The sequence below is a fragment of the Dactylosporangium sp. NPDC005555 genome (assembly GCF_040605635.1).
In the GTDB taxonomy this organism is placed as follows: Bacteria; Actinomycetota; Actinomycetes; order Mycobacteriales; family Micromonosporaceae; genus Dactylosporangium.
Genome location: NZ_JBEXDG010000044.1, coordinates 64,135 through 85,357, shown reverse-complemented (window position 1 = coordinate 85,357; position 21,223 = coordinate 64,135). Strand labels below are relative to the sequence as shown.

The 21,223-nt window shown below is 73.1% G+C and carries 22 protein-coding genes; 7 read left to right on the top strand and 15 right to left on the bottom strand.

Features of this window, described 5'->3' with window-relative positions; genetic code table 11:
- Window positions 1-103: 103 nt before the first annotated feature.
- From ABZS58_RS36195 to ABZS58_RS36145, 11 genes are all read right to left on the bottom strand, one after another.
- Complete coding sequence (locus ABZS58_RS36195) at window positions 104-1,318, bottom strand: LacI family DNA-binding transcriptional regulator (protein WP_354787779.1); 1,215 nt, start codon at window positions 1,316-1,318, stop codon at window positions 104-106.
- A gap of 62 nt (window positions 1,319-1,380) precedes the next feature.
- Entirely contained in the window at window positions 1,381-1,590 is a 210-nt protein-coding gene (locus tag ABZS58_RS36190; protein ID WP_354787777.1) for a hypothetical protein, read from the bottom strand.
- A 104-nt stretch (window positions 1,591-1,694) separates the two neighbouring features.
- On the bottom strand, window positions 1,695-2,366 hold the full coding sequence (locus ABZS58_RS36185; protein WP_354787776.1) for a hypothetical protein: 672 nt from the start codon (window positions 2,364-2,366) through the stop codon (window positions 1,695-1,697).
- Entirely contained in the window at window positions 2,363-4,351 is a 1,989-nt protein-coding gene (locus ABZS58_RS36180; RefSeq protein WP_354787775.1) for an RICIN domain-containing protein, read from the bottom strand. The genes ABZS58_RS36185 and ABZS58_RS36180 overlap by 4 nt, the downstream gene beginning before the upstream one ends.
- Window positions 4,352-4,776: 425 nt before the next feature.
- Window positions 4,777-6,180, bottom strand: coding sequence for a HAMP domain-containing sensor histidine kinase (locus ABZS58_RS36175; RefSeq protein WP_354787774.1), 1,404 nt, complete (start codon window positions 6,178-6,180; stop codon window positions 4,777-4,779).
- Window positions 6,181-6,218: 38 nt separating this feature from the next.
- Window positions 6,219-6,905 carry a response regulator transcription factor gene (locus ABZS58_RS36170; protein WP_354787773.1) on the bottom strand — a complete coding sequence of 229 codons (687 nt, stop codon included), beginning with the start codon at window positions 6,903-6,905 and terminating at the stop codon, window positions 6,219-6,221.
- A gap of 171 nt (window positions 6,906-7,076) precedes the next feature.
- Window positions 7,077-7,628 (bottom strand): QsdR family transcriptional regulator, encoded by a 552-nt coding sequence (locus tag ABZS58_RS36165; RefSeq protein ID WP_354787771.1) that lies wholly within the window; start codon window positions 7,626-7,628, stop codon window positions 7,077-7,079.
- Window positions 7,629-7,637: 9 nt separating this feature from the next.
- Window positions 7,638-8,582, bottom strand: coding sequence for a serine/threonine dehydratase (locus ABZS58_RS36160; RefSeq protein WP_354787770.1), 945 nt, complete (start codon window positions 8,580-8,582; stop codon window positions 7,638-7,640).
- A gap of 202 nt (window positions 8,583-8,784) precedes the next feature.
- Complete coding sequence (locus tag ABZS58_RS36155; protein WP_354787769.1) at window positions 8,785-9,552, bottom strand: crotonase/enoyl-CoA hydratase family protein; 768 nt, start codon at window positions 9,550-9,552, stop codon at window positions 8,785-8,787.
- Window positions 9,553-9,657: 105 nt separating this feature from the next.
- Entirely contained in the window at window positions 9,658-9,849 is a 192-nt protein-coding gene (locus ABZS58_RS36150) for a hypothetical protein (RefSeq protein WP_354787768.1), read from the bottom strand.
- 47 nt (window positions 9,850-9,896) lie between these two features.
- Window positions 9,897-10,583: a winged helix-turn-helix domain-containing protein gene (locus ABZS58_RS36145; protein WP_354787767.1), complete on the bottom strand. Its 687-nt coding sequence runs from the start codon at window positions 10,581-10,583 to the stop codon at window positions 9,897-9,899.
- Window positions 10,584-10,647: 64 nt separating this feature from the next.
- On the opposite strand from ABZS58_RS36145, the gene ABZS58_RS36140 reads away from it, so the two are divergent.
- Both ABZS58_RS36140 and ABZS58_RS36135 read left to right on the top strand, forming a co-directional pair.
- A complete protein-coding gene (locus ABZS58_RS36140) occupies window positions 10,648-11,595 on the top strand; it encodes a hypothetical protein (protein ID WP_354787766.1) in 948 nt (315 codons plus the stop codon).
- Entirely contained in the window at window positions 11,588-12,319 is a 732-nt protein-coding gene (locus tag ABZS58_RS36135) for an isocitrate lyase/phosphoenolpyruvate mutase family protein (protein ID WP_354787765.1), read from the top strand. The genes ABZS58_RS36140 and ABZS58_RS36135 overlap by 8 nt, the downstream gene beginning before the upstream one ends.
- 52 nt (window positions 12,320-12,371) lie before the next feature.
- Here ABZS58_RS36135 and ABZS58_RS36130 read toward each other — a convergent pair whose 3' ends face one another.
- The gene (locus ABZS58_RS36130; RefSeq protein ID WP_354787764.1) at window positions 12,372-13,388 is read right to left on the bottom strand and encodes a LacI family DNA-binding transcriptional regulator; all 1,017 of its coding nucleotides are present in this window, start codon (window positions 13,386-13,388) and stop codon (window positions 12,372-12,374) included.
- An 87-nt stretch (window positions 13,389-13,475) separates the two neighbouring features.
- On the opposite strand from ABZS58_RS36130, the gene ABZS58_RS36125 reads away from it, so the two are divergent.
- From ABZS58_RS36125 to ABZS58_RS36115, 3 genes are all read left to right on the top strand, one after another.
- The gene (locus ABZS58_RS36125; RefSeq protein WP_354787763.1) at window positions 13,476-14,183 is read left to right on the top strand and encodes a cupin domain-containing protein; all 708 of its coding nucleotides are present in this window, start codon (window positions 13,476-13,478) and stop codon (window positions 14,181-14,183) included.
- A 17-nt stretch (window positions 14,184-14,200) separates the two neighbouring features.
- Window positions 14,201-15,352: a Gfo/Idh/MocA family oxidoreductase gene (locus tag ABZS58_RS36120; protein WP_354787762.1), complete on the top strand. Its 1,152-nt coding sequence runs from the start codon at window positions 14,201-14,203 to the stop codon at window positions 15,350-15,352.
- A 116-nt stretch (window positions 15,353-15,468) separates the two neighbouring features.
- Window positions 15,469-16,272, top strand: a complete 804-nt coding sequence (locus ABZS58_RS36115; protein WP_354787791.1) for a sugar phosphate isomerase/epimerase family protein — start codon at window positions 15,469-15,471, stop codon at window positions 16,270-16,272.
- Window positions 16,273-16,335: 63 nt separating this feature from the next.
- Here ABZS58_RS36115 and ABZS58_RS36110 read toward each other — a convergent pair whose 3' ends face one another.
- Together ABZS58_RS36110 and ABZS58_RS36105 are read right to left on the bottom strand one after the other, a co-directional pair.
- Window positions 16,336-17,718, bottom strand: coding sequence for a serine/threonine-protein kinase (locus tag ABZS58_RS36110; RefSeq protein WP_354787761.1), 1,383 nt, complete (start codon window positions 17,716-17,718; stop codon window positions 16,336-16,338).
- A gap of 243 nt (window positions 17,719-17,961) precedes the next feature.
- The gene (locus ABZS58_RS36105; RefSeq protein WP_354787760.1) at window positions 17,962-18,420 is read right to left on the bottom strand and encodes a MarR family transcriptional regulator; all 459 of its coding nucleotides are present in this window, start codon (window positions 18,418-18,420) and stop codon (window positions 17,962-17,964) included.
- Between the two features lie 273 nt (window positions 18,421-18,693).
- Here ABZS58_RS36105 and ABZS58_RS36100 point away from each other — a divergent pair, with 273 nt between their 5' ends.
- Entirely contained in the window at window positions 18,694-19,677 is a 984-nt protein-coding gene (locus ABZS58_RS36100) for a kelch repeat-containing protein (protein WP_354787759.1), read from the top strand.
- Window positions 19,678-19,848: 171 nt separating this feature from the next.
- On the opposite strand, the gene ABZS58_RS36095 is transcribed toward ABZS58_RS36100, so the two are convergent.
- On the bottom strand, window positions 19,849-20,595 hold the full coding sequence (locus tag ABZS58_RS36095) for a DUF72 domain-containing protein (protein ID WP_354787758.1): 747 nt from the start codon (window positions 20,593-20,595) through the stop codon (window positions 19,849-19,851).
- A gap of 106 nt (window positions 20,596-20,701) precedes the next feature.
- Between ABZS58_RS36095 and ABZS58_RS36090 the strand changes: the two genes are divergently transcribed.
- A complete protein-coding gene (locus ABZS58_RS36090; RefSeq protein WP_354787757.1) occupies window positions 20,702-21,211 on the top strand; it encodes a hypothetical protein in 510 nt (169 codons plus the stop codon).
- Window positions 21,212-21,223: the final 12 nt, after the last annotated feature.

The window sequence follows — 21,223 nt, the reverse complement described above, 5'->3', positions numbered from 1 at the left end:
CTTTCGGTCCGCGGGTCGGGCCGGTGGGGCGGTGCTGTCCGGGGCTTTCGGTCCGCGGGTCGGGCCGGTGGGGCGGTGCTGTCCGGGGCTTTCGGTCCGCGGGTCAGGTCGGTGGGGCGGTGCTCTCGCGGACGATGAGGTCGGCGGGGACGAGGATCTGCTCGGCGGTGGGGACGGTGCCGGCGCGGGCCTCGGCGATCGCCCTGGTCAGCGCCGCGGCGGCGGCCCGGCCCTTCGCGAGGACGTCCTGGCGGACGGTCGTCAGCGCCGGGCGCATCCGCGCGGCGAGGGGGCTGTCGTCGAAGCCGACCACCGACAGGTCCTCGGGCACCCGCAGCCCCAGGTCGTGCGCGGCCTGGACGACCCCCTGGGCGATCGCGTCGGAGAAGCAGAGGATCGCGGTGGGGCGCGGGTCCTGCGCGAGGAGGAGCTTGGCGCCGTCGTATCCGTCCTCGGGCTGACCGTGCGCGAGCCTGACGACCGGCGGGGTGATGCCGGCCGGGGTCAGGGCGTCGAGCCAGCCGAGGATGCGCTGCTGCGCCACATACCCGTCGATGACCTTCTCGTCCGCGCCGGTCGTCGCGCCGGGGTCGTCCGCGGTGCCTGTTGTTTCGGCGGTGCTGGTCGTTTCCGCGGTGCTCGTCGTTTCCGCGGTGCTCGTCGCTTCCGCGGTGCTGGTCGTTTCTGCGGTGCTGGTCGTCTCTGCGGTGCCTGGGATGACGGAGCCGGTGGGCAGCAGGCCGTGGGCGCCGCGCACACCGCTGGTGACGAGGGCGACGCGGCGGTGCCCGAGGTCGACGACGTGCTGGGCCGCGGCGCGGGCGCCGGGGCGGTCGGCGACGTTGACGCTCGGGATGCCGTCCGCGGGGACCTGGTCGATGAACACCAGGGGGATCCTGCGGCGGATCAGCCAGTCGACCGCGGTGGACGACGGGTCGCACGAGTAGACCATCGCCCCGTCCATGGCGACGTCCCTGGCGGGCACGACGTCCTCGCGGGCGGCGGCCGTCAGCAGCGTCAGCGCCAGCCCCGTCGGGGTCAGCTCCTCCGCGATCGCACCGAGGAACGTGGTGGCGACCTCATCGTTGAACGCATACCGCAACGACTCGGTGAGCAGCACCCCGACCGCGCCGGTCGTGCCGCGCGCCAGGGCCCGGGCCGCGGGATCGGGCCCCACGTATCCGAGCTCCGACGCGACGCCGAGAATTTTGTCCCGCAGCGTGGGGGAGAGCTGATCCGGCCGGGAGAACGCATTGGAGACCGTCATCCGGCTCACGCCGACCTGGTCGGCGATCGTCTGCAGGGTGACCCTCGCCATGCGCACCTCCCGGCTGCCGTCACGCGAACCCCTCCACGGGGATTCGCCGACGATATCCTGCTTCAGCTCGCCGGGCTGCACGCGGCGGCGGGGGCGACCGCGTCGCCGGCCGCGTGCAGCTTCGCGGCGAGTGCCGCGCGGAACTGCCGCGTCCTGGCCGGGCGGCCGCCGATGAGCGGCGCGGCCGGCGCGACCACCGGCGCGTGCGGCATCGCGCTGCGGACCTCGTGCGCCATCGCGTTCTGGGAGACGATCATCGCGAACGGGAACATGGCCGGACCTCCTCGAACCTGGCCTGCCGTTGCAGTGCCTGTACCGGTACAGTAGCGATTGCTCCTGTACCGGTCAAGTCCATTTCCCGGGGCAGCGATGCACGTCACTTGCGGCGTGATGTCGTCCTTCGGGAGGAGGGCCGCCCCTTGGCCCCGCGACCGGTCCGGTTCGCCGTCGCCGACCTGCGGTAGAACAGCCAGGCCGCGCCGGAGCCGAGGAGGACGACCCCCGACACATACCAGACCCAGGCGTAGGAGGCCTGCGGCGCCGCCGGCGGTGCCGGCGCGGCGGCGGCGGGCGAGGGCGGCGCACAGACGATGTCCTGCGGCGCGGCGTCGGGACCCACGTGCAGGACGCCTTGGCAGCGGCCGATCGCCGGCGTGCCCATCTCCGCCACGACCGTCCAGTCGCCCGCGCCGAGCGTGCCGGCGTAGGTCAGGGCAGTGCCGTTGCGGCGCAGGCCCGCCGGGCCCTCCCGGCGCCCGTCGGCGGTCGTCGCCAGCAGCGTGATCCCGACGGCCTCGGTGACCGGGTGGCCGTCCTGCCAGTCGGCGGTCACCCACACCGAGCCGCGGCCGTCGCCGTGCAGGGTGAGGATGACGCCGTCGTGCGCGGCGGCCGGCGACGCGGTCCCGAGCACCAGGCCGAGGGTCAGGCCGAAGACGAGTCCCAGGCCGAGGGGCAGGCCCGGAGTCCGTCCCAGGGCCGTCGAGACACAGGCCGCGGCCCGGTGCCACAAGGACACCGGGCCGCGGGCGGACGCTGACTGGTTCACGCGCGCTGCGGGAGCCAGCTCTGGTACTTGGCGCCGCTCGGCTTCTGCAGGACGAGCAGCCGGCTGCCGAAGTACTGGTTGTTGCCCACTCCGACGACCAGCCCGCTCGCGGACTGCACCGAAACACCGAACTCCGTCTTGGTCAGCGACCACTGCAAGGCCTTTGCACAGTCACCTTGTACCAGAGTCGCGCCCGCCACGTCCTTGTCGCCCGTGGTGGTGATGCAGGCATCCGTCGCCTTCGACTTGACCACGTACTTGCCGCCGGCGGCCGGCTCCAGCTTCCACTGCTGGTTCGCGCCGTTGTGCCGCTGGTAGACGATGATCGGCGTGCCTGCCGCGCTCCGGGCGCCGAACACGTCGGCCACCCCGCCGGTCAGGCTGTTGCCGAACACCATCCAGGCGCCGGCCGTCGGCGCCGGGGCCGCCGTGGTGTGGACCTTCACGGTCGTCGTCCACGGGGTCAGGGTGCCGTTCTGCGCGAGCGAAATCCCGATCTGATAGTCGGTGTCGGGGCGCATGCCGACGATCCGGACGTTGACCGAGCCGACCTGGCCGATGGACCGTCCATTGAGGACGACCGCGTAGCGGCTGCCGGCCGCGGCCGCGTCCCAGGACAGCCGCACCGAGTTGGCGGTGGTGTCACTGACTCGCAGCTCCTTCAAGCCGGTCGGCGGCTTGGTCGGGGTCGGCGAAGCGGTCTTCGTCGGCGTCGGGGAGACCGTGGGCGACTTCGTCGGCGTCGGCGGCACGGTCTTCGTGGGCGTCGGCGAGGCGGTCTTCGTCGGCGTGGGGGACGCCGTCGGCGACGGCGGCGGCGGCGTGCTGCCACCCGGGCCCGCGATCAGGAACTGGTTGTTGGCCACGTTCCAGTTGTTCGCGAGGTAGCTGCCGGGGCTCGGGTTGGTGTTGTAGTAGTCGTCGTGGTTGCAGTCCATCCGGTTCTCACCGGCACGGTCGGTGCAACCGGTCCTGACCGACGTCTTGAGACCGCCCGAGTCGTTGTAGCACATGATGTCGTACTCATCGAGGCAGTGACCGGCCTTGCTGGAGTTCGGCGCGTTGTTGTTCACGGCACCGAGGTTGTGTCCAAGCTCGTGCGCGGCGACGCTCGCCGTCCAGCAGCCGGAGTCGCTGCGGCCGTAGCCGGGACCACCGTTACTGCGGTTGTTCGTGCCCGGCTGGGTGTCACCGGCGAAGGTGCCGATGCCGCAGTACACCTTGGACTCACCGAAGATCATGTACTTGCGGTCGGTCCGGTTGTACCCGAGCTGCTTCAGCCCGTTGATCGTGGCGTCGAACGTGGCCAGGCCACCGGCCGGCAGCTCGATCTCGCGCACGTCGACCTTGCAGTCGGCAGTGGTCACGAAGCGCACGTGCCGCTCGCCGCCGGTCTCCTTGGCGCTGGAGTTGTAGATCGCGTCGACGCCGGCGCTCCAGGTGCGGAAGCTCTCCTGGTACTGGTTGAAGCGGCTCGCCGTGCTCGCGTCGCGCACGTAGAGGACCTGGACGCGTTTGCCGGAGACACCGTCGCCGTCGCAGGCCACGCCCGACGCGCCGATCGTGTAACCCACGGCGGAGTCGCCGGCCGCCTCCGGTACCAGCGCGAAACCACTCTCGGAGGACACCGAGCCGTTGTCGGCGGTGACGGTCTGTTCCTGCGGCGCGGCCGCCGTGTCCGTCTCGGGGATGACCTGGGTGGGGCCGGCCGCCGTGATCGGGTCGATGGTGCCGCGCACGGTCAGGCCCGCGGGCGGGACGTCGGGTCCGTGGCTGCACTGGTCGCGCTCGGTGAGCTGGTACCCGCCGACGCACGGCTGGCCCTTCTTCGCCGGCGTCAGACCCTGGTACACCAGGCCGAGCTCGGGGTTGTCGGCCGGCACTCGGCTGATCGCCGCCGGCCCCTTCTCGTTGAACAGGTCGTCGATCGCGCCGGGTCCGGCGATCGCCGCCCCCGCTCCGACGACCACGACCGCAACGGTCACGGCGACGCGGTGCATTACTCGAGACACGCTCGGTTCCTCCGGAGGGGAAGGGGGCGCGCGGCAGGGACGGGCACAGGGCAGAGGTACCCGTCCCCGCCGCGCGCGGGACGGCCGGCCTTCGAGGGTGGCAAGGCGGGTGAGGGCCGGTCCGTCCACGTGGGAACGGGGTGACCATAGCGAGCCGTCGACGTCTCATTCCAGCTCGAACGACCCAGTTAAGACACTCATAACCGAGACTTGTGGCAGCCCTACGCTGCCGATTCGACACATGGCGGTCGGCGCTGGTTCGGCACCGAATGGCAGCCGTCCTGCCAGATCCGCGCGCGCCGGGTTCTCGATGATCCGGAAGACTTTGTGCCGTTATGACGACACAGAGTCTTCCGGATCACGGGAAAGGAACGGCCGGCCGCGGCGTGGGTGTCCGGTCAGGGGGCGGGTTTGCCGCGGCGGCGGCGTTCGTTCGGCTCCCGGGAGAGCCTGCCGACCAGACCGAACCGGCTCTGCGGCGGCTGCTCCTTCGGCGCGGGGTCGGCGTCGGCCATGACGATGACGACGCTGGCCCCGCCGAGGGTCCCGGACGTGCCGATGTTGACGGTGCCGTCGCCCTCCACCGCGACCCGCCGCACGATGTCCAGGCCCAGCCCCGTCGAGCCCTGCCCGCTCTCGCCGCGCTGCAACGCGAGCTCCGGGTCGGGGATGCCGGGCCCGCCGTCCTCCACCCGCAGCACGACGTAGCCGTCGTCCCGGCGGGTGACCGCCACCTCGAAGGGCACCCCCTGCGGGGTGTACCGGATGACGTTGCCGATCAGGGCATCCAGCGCGGCGGCCAGCTCGCTCTTCGCGACGTGCACCGGTGCGGGCCGGTCGGTGCCGACCGCCTTGCAGTCGCGTTCCTGGTCGCCGGCGACCGCCGACCAGAACATCATCCGGTCCCTGACGACCTCGGCTACGTCGCAGCCCTGATCGCCGGTCGACGCGGCGGCGCCGTCGCTGCGCTCGCCGCGGTCCGGGGTGGGGGAGTGCGCGTCGATCGGCTCGCGCATCGCGCGGATCAGCTTGTCGATCTCGACCTCGAGCGCGGCGATCGCGTCGCGGATCCGCTCGGCGTCCTGGCCGTCGTCCAGCGTCTCGGCGTCCAGCCGGAGCGCGGTCAGCGGTGTCCGGAGCCGGTGCGACAGGTCTGCGACCAGCTCCCGCTCGTTGGTGAGCAGGGCCATGATGCGGTCGGCCATCACGTTGAGCGCGAAGCTCGCCTCCGCCAGCTCCCGTGGCCCCGACGGGTCCAGCCGCACGTCGAGGTACCCCTCGCTGAGCGCCCCCGCGGCGCCCGCGAGCTGACGGGCCGACGCGGTGACCTTCGCCGCGAGGCGGTCGCCGACCCAGACCGAGGCGATGACGAGCCCCAGGGCGACGGCGCTGAGCGCCCACCAGGCGCCGCTCACTCCGTTGGACAGCTCGTCGGAGGGGATGAAGACCTCCACAACCGCCGTGCGGCCCGAGCCGACGTCCACCGGCTCCAGGTAGGACAGCCCGCCGGTGACGGTCGCCGTGACCGGCGCGGCCTGGTCGGCGGCGTGGGCGAGGTCCCTCGGGGCGGCGTGGCCGGTGCCGATCTCCAGGCCCTCCTCGCCGAGGTTGTGCACCGACACGCGGCTGACCGCGGGGCCGCCGGTGCTGGCGATGGCCCGCTCGATCGCCAGGGGGTCGGTGGTCACGGTGAGGACCGCCACGACCACGGCGGTCTGGCGTTCGGCGTCGGCGAAGGCGCGCTCGCGGGCGAGCTGCTGCACGACCAGCCCGAGGGGGATCAGAAAGGCCAGGGCCACCATCGTGGTGACCGCGGCGCAGACGTAGGCGAGGGTCCGCCTCAGTCCGGGGCCGCGAACCTGAAGCCCACGCCCCGCACGGTGTGCAGGTATCTGGGCGCCGACGCGCTCTCGCCAAGTTTCCGGCGTAGCCAGTACAGATGCACGTCGATCGTCTGGTCCTCGCCCACTGAGGGTTGCCGCCATACCTCCTCCAACAGCTCGCGGCGTGAGACCACCCGTCCGGGACGGGCGGCGAGGTACGCCAGCAGGTCGAACTCTTTGCGGGTCAGCGTCAGCGGATCGCCGTGCAGGTGCGCCTGGCGTTGTCCGATGTCGACACGCAAGCCTCCCACCTCGATGGCGGTGGGTTCCTCGCGGCTCGCCCGTCCGGTGCGGCGCAGCACGGAGGTCATCCGGGCGTCGAGGTGGGCGGAGGTGAACGGTTTGATCATGTAGTCGTCGGCGCCGGCCTTGAGCAGCCGGACGATCTCCGCCTCGTCGTCCCGCGCGGTGGCGATGATGATGGGCGTGTCGGCGATGCCGCGCAGCATCCGCAGGGCGTCGGCGCCGTCGAGGTCGGGCAGGCCGAGGTCGAGCACGACCAGGTCCGGCGTCTCCGCGGCGAACCGCCGTAACGCCTCCAGCGCGGTGCCGACCGCGTGCACCGTGTGGCCCCGGTCGGTCAGGGAGCGCAGCAGGGCGCCCCGCACGACATGGTCGTCCTCAACCAGCAGCACCGTGGCCATGCGAAGAACATACGTCCTGGCGCAAGTGCCAGGTTTCGCGGTCGATGGACGTTTCCGACATGTCCGGGTTTATCGGAGGTGGCCATCCTCCGTTCGCCGAGACTTCCGTTCGTACGGGTACTGGCCGGTAGCCGTGTGCCGTCCAGCCGCCGGGCGGTGAGGACCGGCGTTTCACGGCTGGTCGTCCAGCAGCCGCCCGATCACCTGCAGCGCCTGCTCGACGTCCGGTTCGCCGTCGGCGATCGCGTCCGCGTAGAGGAAGCTCTCGCCGATGCGGACCAGGACGAACGCCAGGGTCCGCACGTCCATCCTGGGGATGAAGGCGCCGGCCGCGATCTCCTCCTGCAGGAGGCCCTCCAGGTGTGCGCGGACCCCGGGCTGGACGACGCCACGCTTCGACGTGAGGATGCGCAGCGCCGCCTCCGGCTCCGCGGCGAGGAAGTGCCGCAGGCTCGGCTGCTCGATGACACCCGCAAGGAAGTTGCCGATCACGGCGACGATCCGGTCGGCGCCGCGACGGCCCTCCGCGTCCTTCACCGCGCGCTGGAGGCTGCGCCGGGTCAGCTGCCACAGCACCTCGCCGAGCAGCTGGTCGCGGCTGCCGGCGCGGCGGTACAGGGTGGCGCGGCCCATGCCCAGCTCGACCGCGAGCGAGCGCATGTCGACCCGGCGCCCCTCCAGGAACCGCCGCATGGCCGCGTCGAAGATCTCGTCGGGCGGCATGCAGGCAGGCTACACGCCTTGAGACAGATCCTGAACTGTCTCAGCGGTCAGGTCGGCCGGGTCGGTGTTCGCCCCGCACAGCACGACCGCCACACGCTCCCGCCCGGTGCGCCGTCCATCGCGCTCGAGCTGCTCCAGCGCGGCGAACGCGGCGGCGGCGCCGAGCTCCACCACGATCCGGTGCTCGGCCCACAGCATCCTTCGGGCCCGGACGATCGCGTCGTCGTCCACGAGCATGCTCTGCACCTGGTGGTGTACCGCCGCGGCGAAGCCGATCGTGCCGGCGAGCCGCGCGCCGAGCGAGTCCGCGGCGACGCTGTCCACGGCTACGTCCACGGGATGACCCGCGGCGAGCGCCGCGTGCAAGGTCGGTGCACCGGCCGGCTCGACGGCGACGACCCGCATCCGGTCGCCGACCGCGGCGGCGACCCCGCCGACGAGCCCGCCACCACCGGTGGCGACGAGGACGGTGTCCACGTCGGGCAGTTCGAGGGCGAGGGTGCCCTGCCCCGCGACGATCTCCGGCTGGTCGTACGCGTGCACGAACAACGCCCCGGTCTCCGCCACCCGGATCGTCGAGGCCGCGTACGCCTCCGCGTACTCCCGGCCGTGCTGGTGCACGACGGCGCCGAGCTGCCGCAGCTTGCGGACCTTGACCGCCGGCGCGACCAGCGGCACGAACACCTCGGCGGGGATGCCGAGCCGCGCCGCCGCGAACGCCACGGCGAGCCCCGCGTTGCCACCGGACGCGGCCACGACCCCCGCGGCCGGCAGCTCGCCCTGTTCCCGGGCGGCGAGGATCCGGTTGAACGCCCCGCGGGCCTTGAACGAGCCGCTGTGCTGCAGCAGCTCCAGCTTGAACCAGAGCCCTGGCGCCACCTCGACGGACGGGGTGCGCCGCACGTGCCCGCCGATCCGCCGGGCGGCGGACTCGACCGCGTCCCTGTCGACCATGCGCTTCACCCTACGTCCCGCCCCCGCACCGAGCCGTCCTCGTGTCGCCTTCCGTCCCGCGTCCTGCCCTGCGTCCTGCCCGAGACGTCGTCCGCGGGGTGGATGGCCGGTCGGGAGGCTGGTTGCGAGGTGCGGTGGTGGGTCCGCCGGGTCCTGCCCGGGACTTCGCCCGCAGGGAGCGAACGCCGAGCGGCGCCTGGTCTCACTGTGCCGCCGGGCGTCCGCCGCGGCCCTCCCCGCCGGCGAACCTGGCGGCGCCGCCGGCCGCGCCCGCGCGCAGGGACGCCACGCCGAGCCGGTGTTCGATCGCCAGGGCTTCGTCGAGGGGGCGGCCGAGGGACTCGTACACCGAGCGGCGGTCGTTGCGCAGGCACTCCTGCGGCAGCGCGGCCAGGGTGGCGGCCAGAGACTCGGCCGCGCGCCTGGCCTCGCCGGGTGGGACGACCCGGTCGGCGAGGCCGATGCGGTGTGCCTCGGCGGCGTCGACGGGGCGGCCGGTCAGGATCAGGTCGAGGGCGCGGCCGACGCCGATGAGCTGCGGCAGCCGGACCGTTCCGCCGTCGATCAGTGGTACGCCCCAGCGCCGGCAGTACACGCCGAACGTCGCGGTCTCCTCGACGACCCGCAGATCGCACCAGATCGCCAGCTCCAGGCCGCCCGCGACGGCGTGCCCGGCGACCGCGGCGATCACCGGCTTGCCCAGGCGCATGCGGGTCGGGCCGAGCGGGCCGTCGCCGTCCGCCTCGACGCGGAGCTCGTCACCGGCCGCTATCGCCTTCAGGTCAGCGCCGGAGCAGAACGTGCCGCCCGCGCCCCACAGCACGGCGACGGCGGCGGTGTCGTCGGCGTCGAACTCCTGGAACGCCGCCGCGAGCAGCTCCGCGGTGTCCCGGTCGACGGCGTTGCGGGTCCCGGGCCGGTCCAGCACGACCGTCCACACCGGTCCGGACCGTTCGATGCGCACACTCATAGCGGCCAGTGTCGTCCTCACGCACGACGGCCGCGCCCGGACCCCGGACTCGGGTCGGACGCGGCCGTGCACGTGCCGTGCAGGACTGCGGAGGCGCGGCGCCGCTCAGCGGCGACGGCCCCGGCGGTAGCTGCCGTACCGGGTGTGCCAGGTGCCCGCACCGGCGAGGTGCAGCGCGACGCACAGGAAACCGGCAAGGCTCAGGGTCCCCACGTCGAGCACCGGCCCGGCGTCGGCACCGAACAGGTCGAGCAGCAGCGCGACAGCGAACAGGATCGCGGCGACAACAGCGAACACAATGGCCTCCTTGGTAGTGATCGAGGAGTACCCAACAGCCGCGAAACCTAATCGACGCCGTCGATGCCGAGGAGGTCGGCCAGCGCGGCCCGGCCCTCCGGCGTGACCCGCACCGCCCGCCCGGAGCCGATCCGCGCGACCCAGCCACGGTCCAGGAACCGCTCGCACAGCCGCGCGCCGGCGACCCCGGCGAGGTGCGGGCGCCGCTCGGTCCAGTCGAGGCAGCCGCGGGCCACCGGCCGCTTCCCGCCGTCCAGCCGCAGACCCTGCGCGGCCATCCACGCGAGGCCCGCCCCGGTCAGCGCGAAGCCGCCCGCCTGGTCCAGCAGTCCCCGGGCCGTCAACGCGTCTGTCACCGCGACCCCGAGCCGACCGGCGAGATGGTCGTAGCAGGTCCGTCCCCGGGCGAGCGCCGCGGACACCGTCGCCGCCCGCAGCCCCGGTGGTTTCGGCGACTCCGGCGCCAGCCGCGCGGACATGTCCTCCAGCAGCGCTGCGACGGAGGCGTCGGCGAGCCGGACGTACCGGTGCCGCCCCTGCCGCTCCTGCGCCAGGAGCCCGCCGGCCGTCAGCCGGTGCAGGTGCTCCGTCGCCGTGGACCGGGCGACCCCGGCATGCCGGGCCAGCTCGCCGGCGGTCCACGCCCGGCCGTCGAGCAGCGCCAGGCACATCGCGGCCCGGGTCTCGTCGGCGAGCAGCGCGGCGAGCTTCGCGAGCGAGGACGGTGCGGTCACGGTCCCATTGTCCGCGCCCGCCGGTTCGGCGCGCACCGAACGGTCCCGGCCGTACGGTCGCCCCATGCAGACGATCGCCGACCCCGCCGACGCCCTCGCCGTGCTCCACGACCCGGGTTTCGTGGTCCCGCCGGTGCCCGCCGCCGCCGCGGTTCTCAGCGGCTCCCGTTCCGACGGGCCGTCGGCGCCGGTCGCCGCCGGGGTTCTCTGCGCCTCCCGTTCCGATGAGCCGTCGGTGCCGGAGTCCGTGCACGGCGTCGCCTGGCTGCGGTCGTGCGTGGGCCGGTTCAGCCACGGCGACGCGTACACCCGCCGCCGAGCCATCAGCGAGGCACTGCTGTCCACAGTGGACCCCGCGGCGCTGCGCGAGGCGGCCGCGTCATCCCCGCACGCCCACCCGGTGCAACTCCTCGCCACCGCCCTGGGCCTGGGCTCATCCCCGGGGACGACCCTGGCCGCGGTCCGCACGGTGGCCGCCGCGTACCAGCCCGGCACCGGCGACGAGACCGCCGCGGACGAGGCGGTGCGGACCCTGCTCGACCTGTGCGGCGGCCCGGCCGACGAGACCACCGCCGCGCGGATCGGCCTGCTGGTCCAGGCGTGCGACGCGACCGCCGCGCTGATCGGCCGCGCCCGTACCGCCGGCCTGGCCGCCGCCCTCCGCGACACCCCACCGGTCCCGGCCACGAAGCGGATGGCGACCCGGCCGGCAGCCCTCACCACCACCCGCGTGGAAGCGGGAGAGACCGTGCGTGTCAGCCTCCACGGCATCCCGTTCGGAGCAGGACCCCGCAGCTGTCCCGGCCGCGCCCACGCACTCGCGCTCGCCGAGGGCGCCCTCACCGCGCCGCCCTCGCCGGGTGAACACCCGCCGCCCGCCGCGGCCCACCGGCCTGCGGACGGCACCGCCGTGGCCCACCGGTCCGAGACCGCCGCCGTGGGCCGCCGGTCTGTGGACGGCGCCGCCGTGGCCGGTGACGGGGTGTGCGGTGACGGGGTGTGCGGTGACTGACTTCCGTTCGCTGCACCGCGCAGGCGCGCCGCTCATCCTTCCGAACGCCTGGGACGTCGCGTCGGCCCGGATGCTGGTCGCGGCCGGTTTCGCGGCGGTGGGGACCACCAGCCTCGGTGTCGCCGCGGCCAACGGGCTGCCCGACGGGGAAGGCGCCACCGACGCCGACGCGTTGCGGCTCACCCGCAGGATCACCGGGTTGCCCTGCCACGTGAGCGTCGACATCGAGCGCGGGTCGGTCGGCACGGCGGTCGCGGTCGCCGCCGCAGGCGCCGTGGGGATCAACGTCGAGGACGCGATGGGGCCGGTGGAGCCGCAGGTGCGGCTGATCAGGGCGGTGAAGCTGGAGGTGCCCGACCTGTTCGTCAACGCGCGCACCGACACCCACTGGCAGCGGGCCGGTGACCTGGCCGAGGCGGTGCGGCGGGTGCGGGTGTACGCGGACGCCGGTGCCGACGGCGTCTTCGTCCCGGGACTGCGCGCACCCGCGGACATCGCCGAGGTCGTCCGTGCGGTGGACATTCCCGTCAATGTTCTGCACGACCCTTGCGGGCCGACCCTCGCCGAGTTGACGGCGCTGGGCGTGCGACGGGTGAGCACCGGGTCGCTGCTGTTCCGGATCGCCCTCGCCGCGACCGTCGAAGCGGCCCGCGCCGTCCGCGACGGCACCGAGGTCCGCGCCGCCGGCCTTCCGGCCTACGGAGAGATCGCCGCCCCGATCTGAGCAACGCCGGGCTGAGCAACGCCGGGCTGAGCAACGCCGGGCCGCGGCAACGTCAGGTGGCCAGCGGGGCCGAGGACTCGCGGTGGACGAGGGTGGCTGCCGCCGGCTCGACGCGCGGGGTCCGTGCCCGGTCCTCCAGCGCGAGCGTCATCGCCCGTGCGCCCATCTCCGTCAGCGGCAGCCGCACCGTCGTCAGCGACGGCGTCACGTCCCGCGCGATCGGCATGTCGTCGAACCCGACCACGCTCATCTGCGACGGCACCGCGATGCCCCGCTCCCGCAGGACGCTGAGCGTGCCGACGGCCATCGAGTCGTTCAGGGCGACGATCGCCGTCAGGTCGGGGGAGTCGTCCAGGAGCTGCCGGGTGGCGGCGGCGCCGCTGTCGCGGTCGAAGTCGGCGAAGACGATCCGGCGCGGCGGCAGGGTGCGGCCGTACTGCTTGGCGGCTCGGCGCAGCCCGGCGAGCCGGTCGGTGGTCGTCGTCAGCACCTTCGGCCCGGCGATGACCCCGACCTTGCGGTGCCCGCCGCCGAAGACCTCGACGCCGGCGAGGTGGCCGCCGTCGGCGTTGGCGGGCATGACCGCGTCGCCGGGCAGCTCGTGCCGGCCGATGACGCTGACCCGGCCGCCGGTGCGGGTGTACGCGCCGAGCTTGCCCGTCAGGGCTTTCGTGAACGCGGGGTCGTGGTAGCCGGAGCCGGCCAGGATGATCGCGGCGACCTGCTGGGCCCGCAGCAGCTCCACGTATTCCAGCTCGCGGGACGGGTCCCGGTAGCTGTTGCAGATGATGACGAGCCGGCCGTTCGCCGTGGCGACCTGTTGCAGGCCGCGGGTGATCTCGGCGAAGTACGGGTCGGAGACGTCGTGCACGATGACGCCGACGGCGGTGCGCTGGGCCCTGGCGAGGAACTGGGCGTGCGCGTTCGGCACGTACTGCAGCTCGTCGACGGCGCGCAGCACCCGCTCGCGCAGCTCGTCGGTGACGAGTTTGGTGCTGCCGCTGATGATGCGCGAGGCGGTCGCGGGGGACACCCCGGCACGGCGGGCCACGTCGGCGAGCGTCGCCATCGTCCGCCTCCTTCCATTGACTCGCTCGCAGCATACGGGTTAGCGTCGACATCACCAGAGGAAAGCGTTTTCCTGGAGGATCGAAAGATGGAACAGCTGCCCGGTGCGGTCGGAATCTCCCGGCTGTCCGTCTACGACTCGCTCGCCCCGGACGGGCTCCTCGGCGGTACGCCGCACATGCACCTCACCTGTTCGGAGGGGTACGTGGTGACCGCCGGCGAGGGCGTCGTGCAGACGCTGTCGGGGCAGGGCTACCAGGAGACGCCGCTGCGCCCCGGCACCGTCGCATGGTTCCCGCCCGGCACCGTCCACCGCCTCGTCAACCAGGGCGGCCTGCAGATCGTCGTGGTGATGCAGAACAGCGGCCTGCCCGAGGCGGGCGACGCGGTGCTGACCTTCCCGCCGGACGTGCTCGAGGACCCCGCCGCGTATGCGAACGCCGCGACCCTGCCCGAGGGCGGCGTCCCCGGCACGGACCTGGGCGCCGCGTTCCGCCGCCGCGACCTCGCCGTCACCGGCTTTCTCGAGCTGCGCGACGCGGGCCCGGGCGAGCTCAAGGCGTTCCACGAGGCCGCGGCGCGGCTGATCGCCCCGAAACTGCCCGCCTGGCGCGAGCGGTGGGAGCGCGGCGCGCTCCACGCCGCGCTGGAGACGGGAAGGCAGCTCGACGCGCTCGCCGCCGGCGACGCGAGCCACCTCGGCCGGGGCGGCATCAGCGCGCTGCCCGCGCCGAGCGAGCACGGCCGGCACGGCATGTGCGGCCTGCTCGACACGTACCACGTCACCGCCGCCTGAGGAGTCTGAGGAGACCCGTGTCCCGCATCCCGATCGGTATCGTGCTCAACGGCGTCACCGGCCGTATGGGGTACCGCCAGCACCTGGTCCGCTCGCTGCTCGCCATCCGCGAGCAGGGCGGCCTGCCGTCCCGCGACGGCTCGCTGATCTGGCCGGAGCCCGTCCTCGTCGGCCGCAACGCCGACAAGCTGGAGCAGCTGGCCACCGCGCACGGCCTGACCGAGTGGACGACCGACCTCGACGCCGCGCTCGCCCGTCCCGACGTCCAGATCTACTTCGACGCGCAGGTGACGCAGCAGCGGGAGAAGGCGATCCGCGCCGCCATCGACGCAGGGCTTCACATCTACACCGAGAAGCCCCTCGCCGAGGACACCGACGCCGCCGTCGCGCTGTGCCGCGCCGCGCGGGCCGCCGGCGTCAAACACGGCGTCGTGCAGGACAAGCTGTTCCTGCCCGGGCTGCGCAAGCTCAAGCGCCTCGTCGACGGCGGCTTCTTCGGCCGGATCCTGTCGGTGCGCGGCGAGTTCGGCTACTGGGTCTTCGAGGGCGACTGGCAGGCCGCGCAGCGCCCGTCGTGGAACTACCGCACCGCCGACGGGGGCGGCATCGTCGTGGACATGTTCCCGCACTGGCAGTACGTGCTGGAGCAGCTCTTCGCGCCGATCCGCACGGTGCAGGCGACCGTCGCAACCCACATCCGGACCCGGGTCGACGAGGTCGGCCAGGAGTATGACGCGACCGCCGACGACGCGGCCTACGGCACGTTCGAGCTCGAAGGCGGCATCGTCGCGCAGATCAACTCCTCGTGGGCGGTGCGGGTCCGCCGCGACGAGCTCGTCGAGTTCCAGGTCGACGGCACCCACGGCAGCGCCGTCGCGGGCCTGCGCGAGTGCCACGTCCAGCATCGCGGCACCACCCCGAAGCCGGTGTGGAACCCCGACCTGCCGGTCACGGAGCCGTTCCGCGCGCAGTGGCAGGCGGTGCCCGACAACGAGCCGTTCGACAACGGCTTCAAGGCGCAGTGGGAGCTGTTCCTGCGGCACGTCGTGGACGGCGCGGACTTCCCGTGGGACTTCGCCGCCGGCGCCCGCGGCGTCCAGCTCGCCGAGCTCGGCCTGCGCTCCGCCCGCGAGGGCCGCCGCCTCGACATCCCGGCGCTCGACCTGTGACCGGCGTCCTCCCCGGGAAGGACGGCGCTCGGCCTGTGACCGGTGTCCACCCTGAGCAGGACGGCGCTCGACCTGTGGGCGGCGTCCTCCCTGAGAAGGACGGGGCCGGCGACGCGCTGAGGAGGTTCTCGCTCAACCAGGCCACCACGAAGCGCTGGCCCGTCGACGAGACGATCGCCGGCTGCGTCGAGCAGGGCGTGACGCAGATCGGCCTGTGGCGCGACCAGGTGGACACGTTCGGTCTCGAACGGACCGCCGCCCTCGTCCGCGCCGCCGGCATGACCGTCACGACCCTGTGCCGCGGCGGGTTCTTCACCGCGCCGGACTGGTTCGACGACAACCGTCGCGCCATCGACGAGGCCGCGATGCTCGGCGCCCCCGTGCTCGTCCTGGTCAGCGGCGGCCTCCCCGAGGGCAGCCGCGACCTCGACGCGGCGCGCAGGACCGTGGGCGACGCGATCGGCGACCTCGTTCCGTTCGCGGAGGCCGCCGGTGTACGACTGGCGATCGAACCCCTGCATCCGATGTTCGCCTCGGACCGGTGCGTGGTCTCGACCCTGTCGAACGCTCTGGACCTCGCGGCGCCGTATCCGGTGTCAGCGGTCGGGGTGGCCGTCGACACGTATCACCTCTGGTGGGACGACCAGATCTGGAAGCAGCTCGCACGCGCCGGCACCGAGGGGAGGATCGCCTGCTTCCAGGTGGCCGACTGGATCACCCCGCTGCCGGAGGGTGTACTGCTGGGGCGCGGCCTGCCCGGCACCGGCTGCGTCGAGCTGCGGCGCTTCCGCGAAGCGGTCGATGCCACGGGGTACACCGGCCCGATCGAGGTCGAGGTCTTCCACGACGCCGTGTGGTCCCGCCCCGGCGCCGACGTCCTCGCCGAGTCGATCGAGGGCTACGTCAAGCACGTCCTCTGAGCCGCGGCAGCGCTGCACCGCGAAAATGGCGGCATCCCGCAACGGGGTGCCGCCATCGGTGCCTCAGGGGGCCGGGACGCCGCCACCCGGGTCCGTGGGCGGATCCGTCGTGGGCGGCGCCGTCGTCGTCGGCGGCGTGGTGGGCGGCGTGGTCGGCGGCGTGGTGGTCGGCTCGGTGGTGGGCGGCGCGGTCGTCGTGGGGACGACGGTCGACGTGGCCGATACGACCCCGGACGCGGTCGGGAACACCTGCGGGCCGTTGGTCGGGTTGCCGCCGGTGCCCGTGGAGCCCGGGTTGGGTCGCTGCTGCCCGGTCACGTGCGGGTCGGGCGCCGGGGTCAGTTTGTTGCCGACCTCGTCGCCGTTGGTGCTGCCGCGGTGGGTGCCCGGGTCGGACCTGCCGCCCATCATGTCCGACGTGGTCTCGGCCGCGGCGAAGACCAGCGCGAGGGCCATCGGCACCGCGATCGCCATCGACGTCACCCGCCGGCGGGACATCTGGGTCGACCCGCGCAGCCAGCGGCGCTGCGTCGGCAGCGGGGCCGAGTCGAGGTCGTCGACGGCGAGGCCGAGCAGCAGCTGCTTCGCCTCGGGCCGGTCGAGCGGGTCCCGGCTGAGCGCGGCGGCGACGAGGTCCCGGACGGGGTCCGGGATGCCGCTGAGGTCCGGCTCGCCCTCGAGGATCTTCCAGGCGCGGGCCGCGGCTTCCTCGCCACCATACGGATGGCGTCCCGTCGCCGCGAACGCGACCAGGCAGCCCCAGCCGAAGATGTCCATCGCGGCCGTCGGCTCCTCGGCGCGCAGCTGCTCGGGCGAGGCCCAGCCGAGGCTGCCGACGATGTTGCCGGTGCCGGTGATGTCGCTCGCGGCGTCCATCGCGCGGGCGATGCCGAAGTCGATGATCCGGACACCACCGAGGGTGACCATGAGGTTGCTCGGCTTCAGGTCGCGGTGGACCAGGCCGACGTTGTGGATCGCCGCGAGCGCGGCCGCGACGCCGAGCGCGACGCTGTGCAGCATCGCCGGGTCGAGCGGGCCGTCGTCGGCGACGAGCCGGGACAGCGGGATGCCCTCGAGATACTCGGTGACCAGATACGGCCGGTCCTCGTGCATGCCGGAGTCGAGGACGCGCGCCGTGCAGAACCCGGGGACCCGCTGCGCGGCCCGGACCTCCCCGGCGAACCGCACCCGGAAGCGGGGGTCGCGCGCGAGGTGCGCGTGCACGAGCTTCACCGCGACGCGGGAGCCGTCGGCGGACTGCGCCAGATAGACGGTGCCCATGCCGCCGACGCCGAGCTGACCGATCAGCCGGTAGTCATCGATGCGGATAGGGTCGTTGTTGTTGAGATCGCCGATGGCGGAGCGACGCGACGGCGCGGCCGAGCGCAGCGGCAGGTCCGGCGTGCCGGACTCACCGGCGCCGTCGTGCGTGCCAGCCTCGGTCATCGGGGTCCTTCCAGCAACTCGGCACAGGTCTTCTGCAGTGTGATCCGTCCACCGCGAGATGAAAAGACCACCCTGGATGCAACCCTCGTGCCCGTTCGGGCAGATTTGCGCCGGGCGGCATCCGCGCATGGTGCCCCGACAGTAGTCGAGATGCGGGCAGACGTCCGCGCCGGAGGTCACACCTGCTGAGCTGGCTGCTGACCCAACTGTCCAACGACTGACACCCGATGAGATGACGCGACCTCAGCGTGGTCGCTCCAGGTGAGCGATCATTCCACGCAGCGCAGTCGTGACGACGGCGAGCTGTGCCGGTTCGAGATAGGAAAGGGCGAAAACCTCCTCGCTCTGCGATTCCGGCAGCAGCTCACGGATGAGCCGCTGTCCCTTGCGGGTCAGTTGCAGCACCACGAGCCGGCCGTCGTCGGGATGGGTGTTGCGGCGCACCAGCCCCCGGCCGCTCAGCGTGTCGACGACGCCGGTGAGCGTGGCCTTGGAGATGCCCGCCTGCTCGGCGACGTGCCTCGTCTCCATCCTGCGGGCCGCCCACACCGTGCGCAGCACCACGAAACCGGTCCACGTCAGCTGACGCGGACGCAGCACCACCTGCTCGACGTGCTGCCGGACGGCGTTGGCCGCCCGATGCAGGTGCAGCACGGTCTCCGTCGCCGTCGAGTCCGCGGCGACGTCCTGCGTCGCGGTCATCCGTCGTGCCGCAGACGCTCGTGTTTTGACACGACACCTCGCATGCCCATGTGGGCGGCCCCCCTCCGGTCCCCATAGAGCACACAGAATATCGGGAACATAGCGGTAGCGTTGTCCCCTCATCACCCTCAGCAATTCCTTGACCGCGAAACGTAGACCATCTTCGTGGTATTTGCCCGCTTTATGCAAGCAATTTTTCGGCTATCGGATGAATTGGAACTTCTATAGCCACCCGCCTGCACGGTCCGGTGGTCCATCGACGACACTGGAACCATGCGGGTCGCGCTGCTGGCCGCCACGATGCTGCTCGGACTGACCGCCTGCACCGGGCAGCCCGGGCCACCGCATCCCACCACTCCGGCAGCAACCGGCACGAACCAGGCGGGCGGGCCGTGGTCCCGGCTGCCGGACGCGCCCTCGGAGCGCACCGAGGTCGCCGCCGCCGTCACCGGCACCAGTATCGTCGTCGCGGGTGGATACCAGCGCGACGGCGGCAGCGTCCGCACCGTCGAGATCTACGACACCGCCACCCGGGCGTGGACCGCCGGTCCGCCGCTGCCGCTCGCCGTCAACCACGCGTCGGCGGCCGCGGCCGGGGGCGTGGTCCACGTGTTCGGCGGCTTCCTCGCCGACGGCACCCCGAGCGCCGCGGCGTTCCGGCTGGCCGAAGGAGGGCAGCGCTGGGAGTCGGTGGCGGACATGCCGGAGGCGCGCGGTGCCGGTACCAGCGCGACAATCGGCACCTCGATCTTCCTCGCCGGCGGGATCGGCCCCGGAAAGGACGCCCTCGCCGGGTCGTTGCTCGTGTACGACACCCTGACGGACAGGTGGCGCACCGCGCCGGGACCGCCGACGCGCCGCGAGCACCTCGGCGGCGCCGCCGCGGGCGGACTGTTCTACACCGTGGGCGGCCGCGTCGGCGGCGAGCTCCTGGCGGCCGTCGAGTCGTTCGACCCCGCCGCGGGCACCTGGACGAAACGCCCGGACCTGCCCACCGCGCGGGGTGGTCTCGCCGCGACCGGCACCTGCCACGGCTGGGTGATCGCCGCCGGCGGCGAGGGCAAGGCGACCTTTCCACAGGTCGAGCTCTACGATCCGGCCGCGGACCGGTGGCGGGCGCTGCCGTCGATGCCCAACCCGCGGCACGGGCTCGCGGTGGTGACGGTCGGCCGCACCCTGTACACGCTGCCGGGCGGCCCGAAACCCGGACTCTTCGTCGCGGCGACCACCGAGTCCCTCGACCTCGACCCCTGCTAGCCGCCCCGGCGATGCGGACGCGCATTCTGGGCGGGGGCGGCCCCTGTGTCAGTCCTCGTCGCGGGGGCCGCGGTGGCCGCGGCGCAGCAGGCGGTTGCGCTGCCAGATCAGGTACGTGAACAGCGCGATCAGCATGATGATCACGCACAGGAACTTGGCCATCGCGACAGCCTACGGCCGTCCCGTCCGGCCGGTCTCGTTCCCCCCGCGCCCGGCCAGGCCGGCGAACGCGACCGCGTCGTCGACGGCGGCGCCGCCCGGGTCGTTGTTGAAGTACACGTAGGCGTCCCGGAAGCAGTCGGACAGCCGGCGCGCCCAGGTGCCGAGGGCGGTCCGACCGTACCGCGGCCACGGCTTCGCGCGTCCCTCGTGCAGCCGCAGGTACCCCCAGTCACCGGTCGCCCACAGCGGCGTCACCGGGCGGCTCCTGCGGTCCGCCCAGCACAGCGCCGCCCCGCGATCGCGCAGCACCTGCCGCACCTCGTCCACCCACCACGTCTCGTGCCGCGGCTCGACCGCCACCCGCACCCCCTCCGGGAACGCCGCGAGGGTCGCGTCCAGCGCGTCCACGTCCACCCGCATGGTCGGCGGCAGCTGCAGCAGTACGGGTCCGAGCTTGGCGCCGAGCCCTTCCGCCCGGTCCATGAGCCGCGCGACCGGCTCCCGCGGGTCCTTGAGACGGCGCACGTGCGTCAGGTACCGGCTGGCCTTCACCGCCACGACGAAGTCCTGCGGTGTCCTGTCCCGCCACGCCTCGAACGTGGAGCGCTCCGGGAGCCGGTAGAACGCGTTGTTGACCTCCACCGTGCCGAACCGGTCGGCGTAGTGCTCCAACCAGCACCGCTGCGGCAGGCCGGTGGGGTACAGCCGGCCGCGCCAGTCGCGGTACTGCCATCCCGACGTGCCGATCAGCATCATGCGGACCGGCTACCCAGAAATGCCCCTTCGGCCGACTCGTCCGCCCACTTTCCGTGAGATCGTCCGGCGTCGTTGTTCTGCGGGTCCGTCACGGGGAGCGTCCGTCATGCCAGTCATCACCCTTCCGTCCGCCCAGGTCGCGGCCGGCGTCGGCCACCTGCCGCCGGTCTGCCCCCGGCACGGCGACCCCGCCGTCGAGCAGCGGGCGATCAAGCTCGTCTCCAAGCCCCCGGCGTGGGCGGCGATCTTCATCCTGGGCGGCGGCATCCTGTACCTCATCGTCGCGCTCGCGGTCCGCAAGACGGTGAAGGCACCGGCGTGGCCGTGGTGCGCCACCTGCGGCGCGCAGCGCAAGAAGCTCCTCGCGATCGGCCTGCCCGTGCTCGCCGCCGGCCTGCTCCTGCTCGTCGGGGCCGTCGCGATGAACTCCGACGCCAGCGCCGTGCTCGCCCTGCTCGGCATCGTCGTCCTGCTCGTCGGCACCATCGTCGCGGCCCGCGGTGGCGTGCTGCCGGTCACCGGCGCCGTGGTCTCCGGCGACGGCCGGTACGTCGAGATCAAGAATGGCAGCGACCGCTTCCTCATGGCCCTCCACCAGGGCCGTGCCCGCGTCTGAGCACTGTCGCCT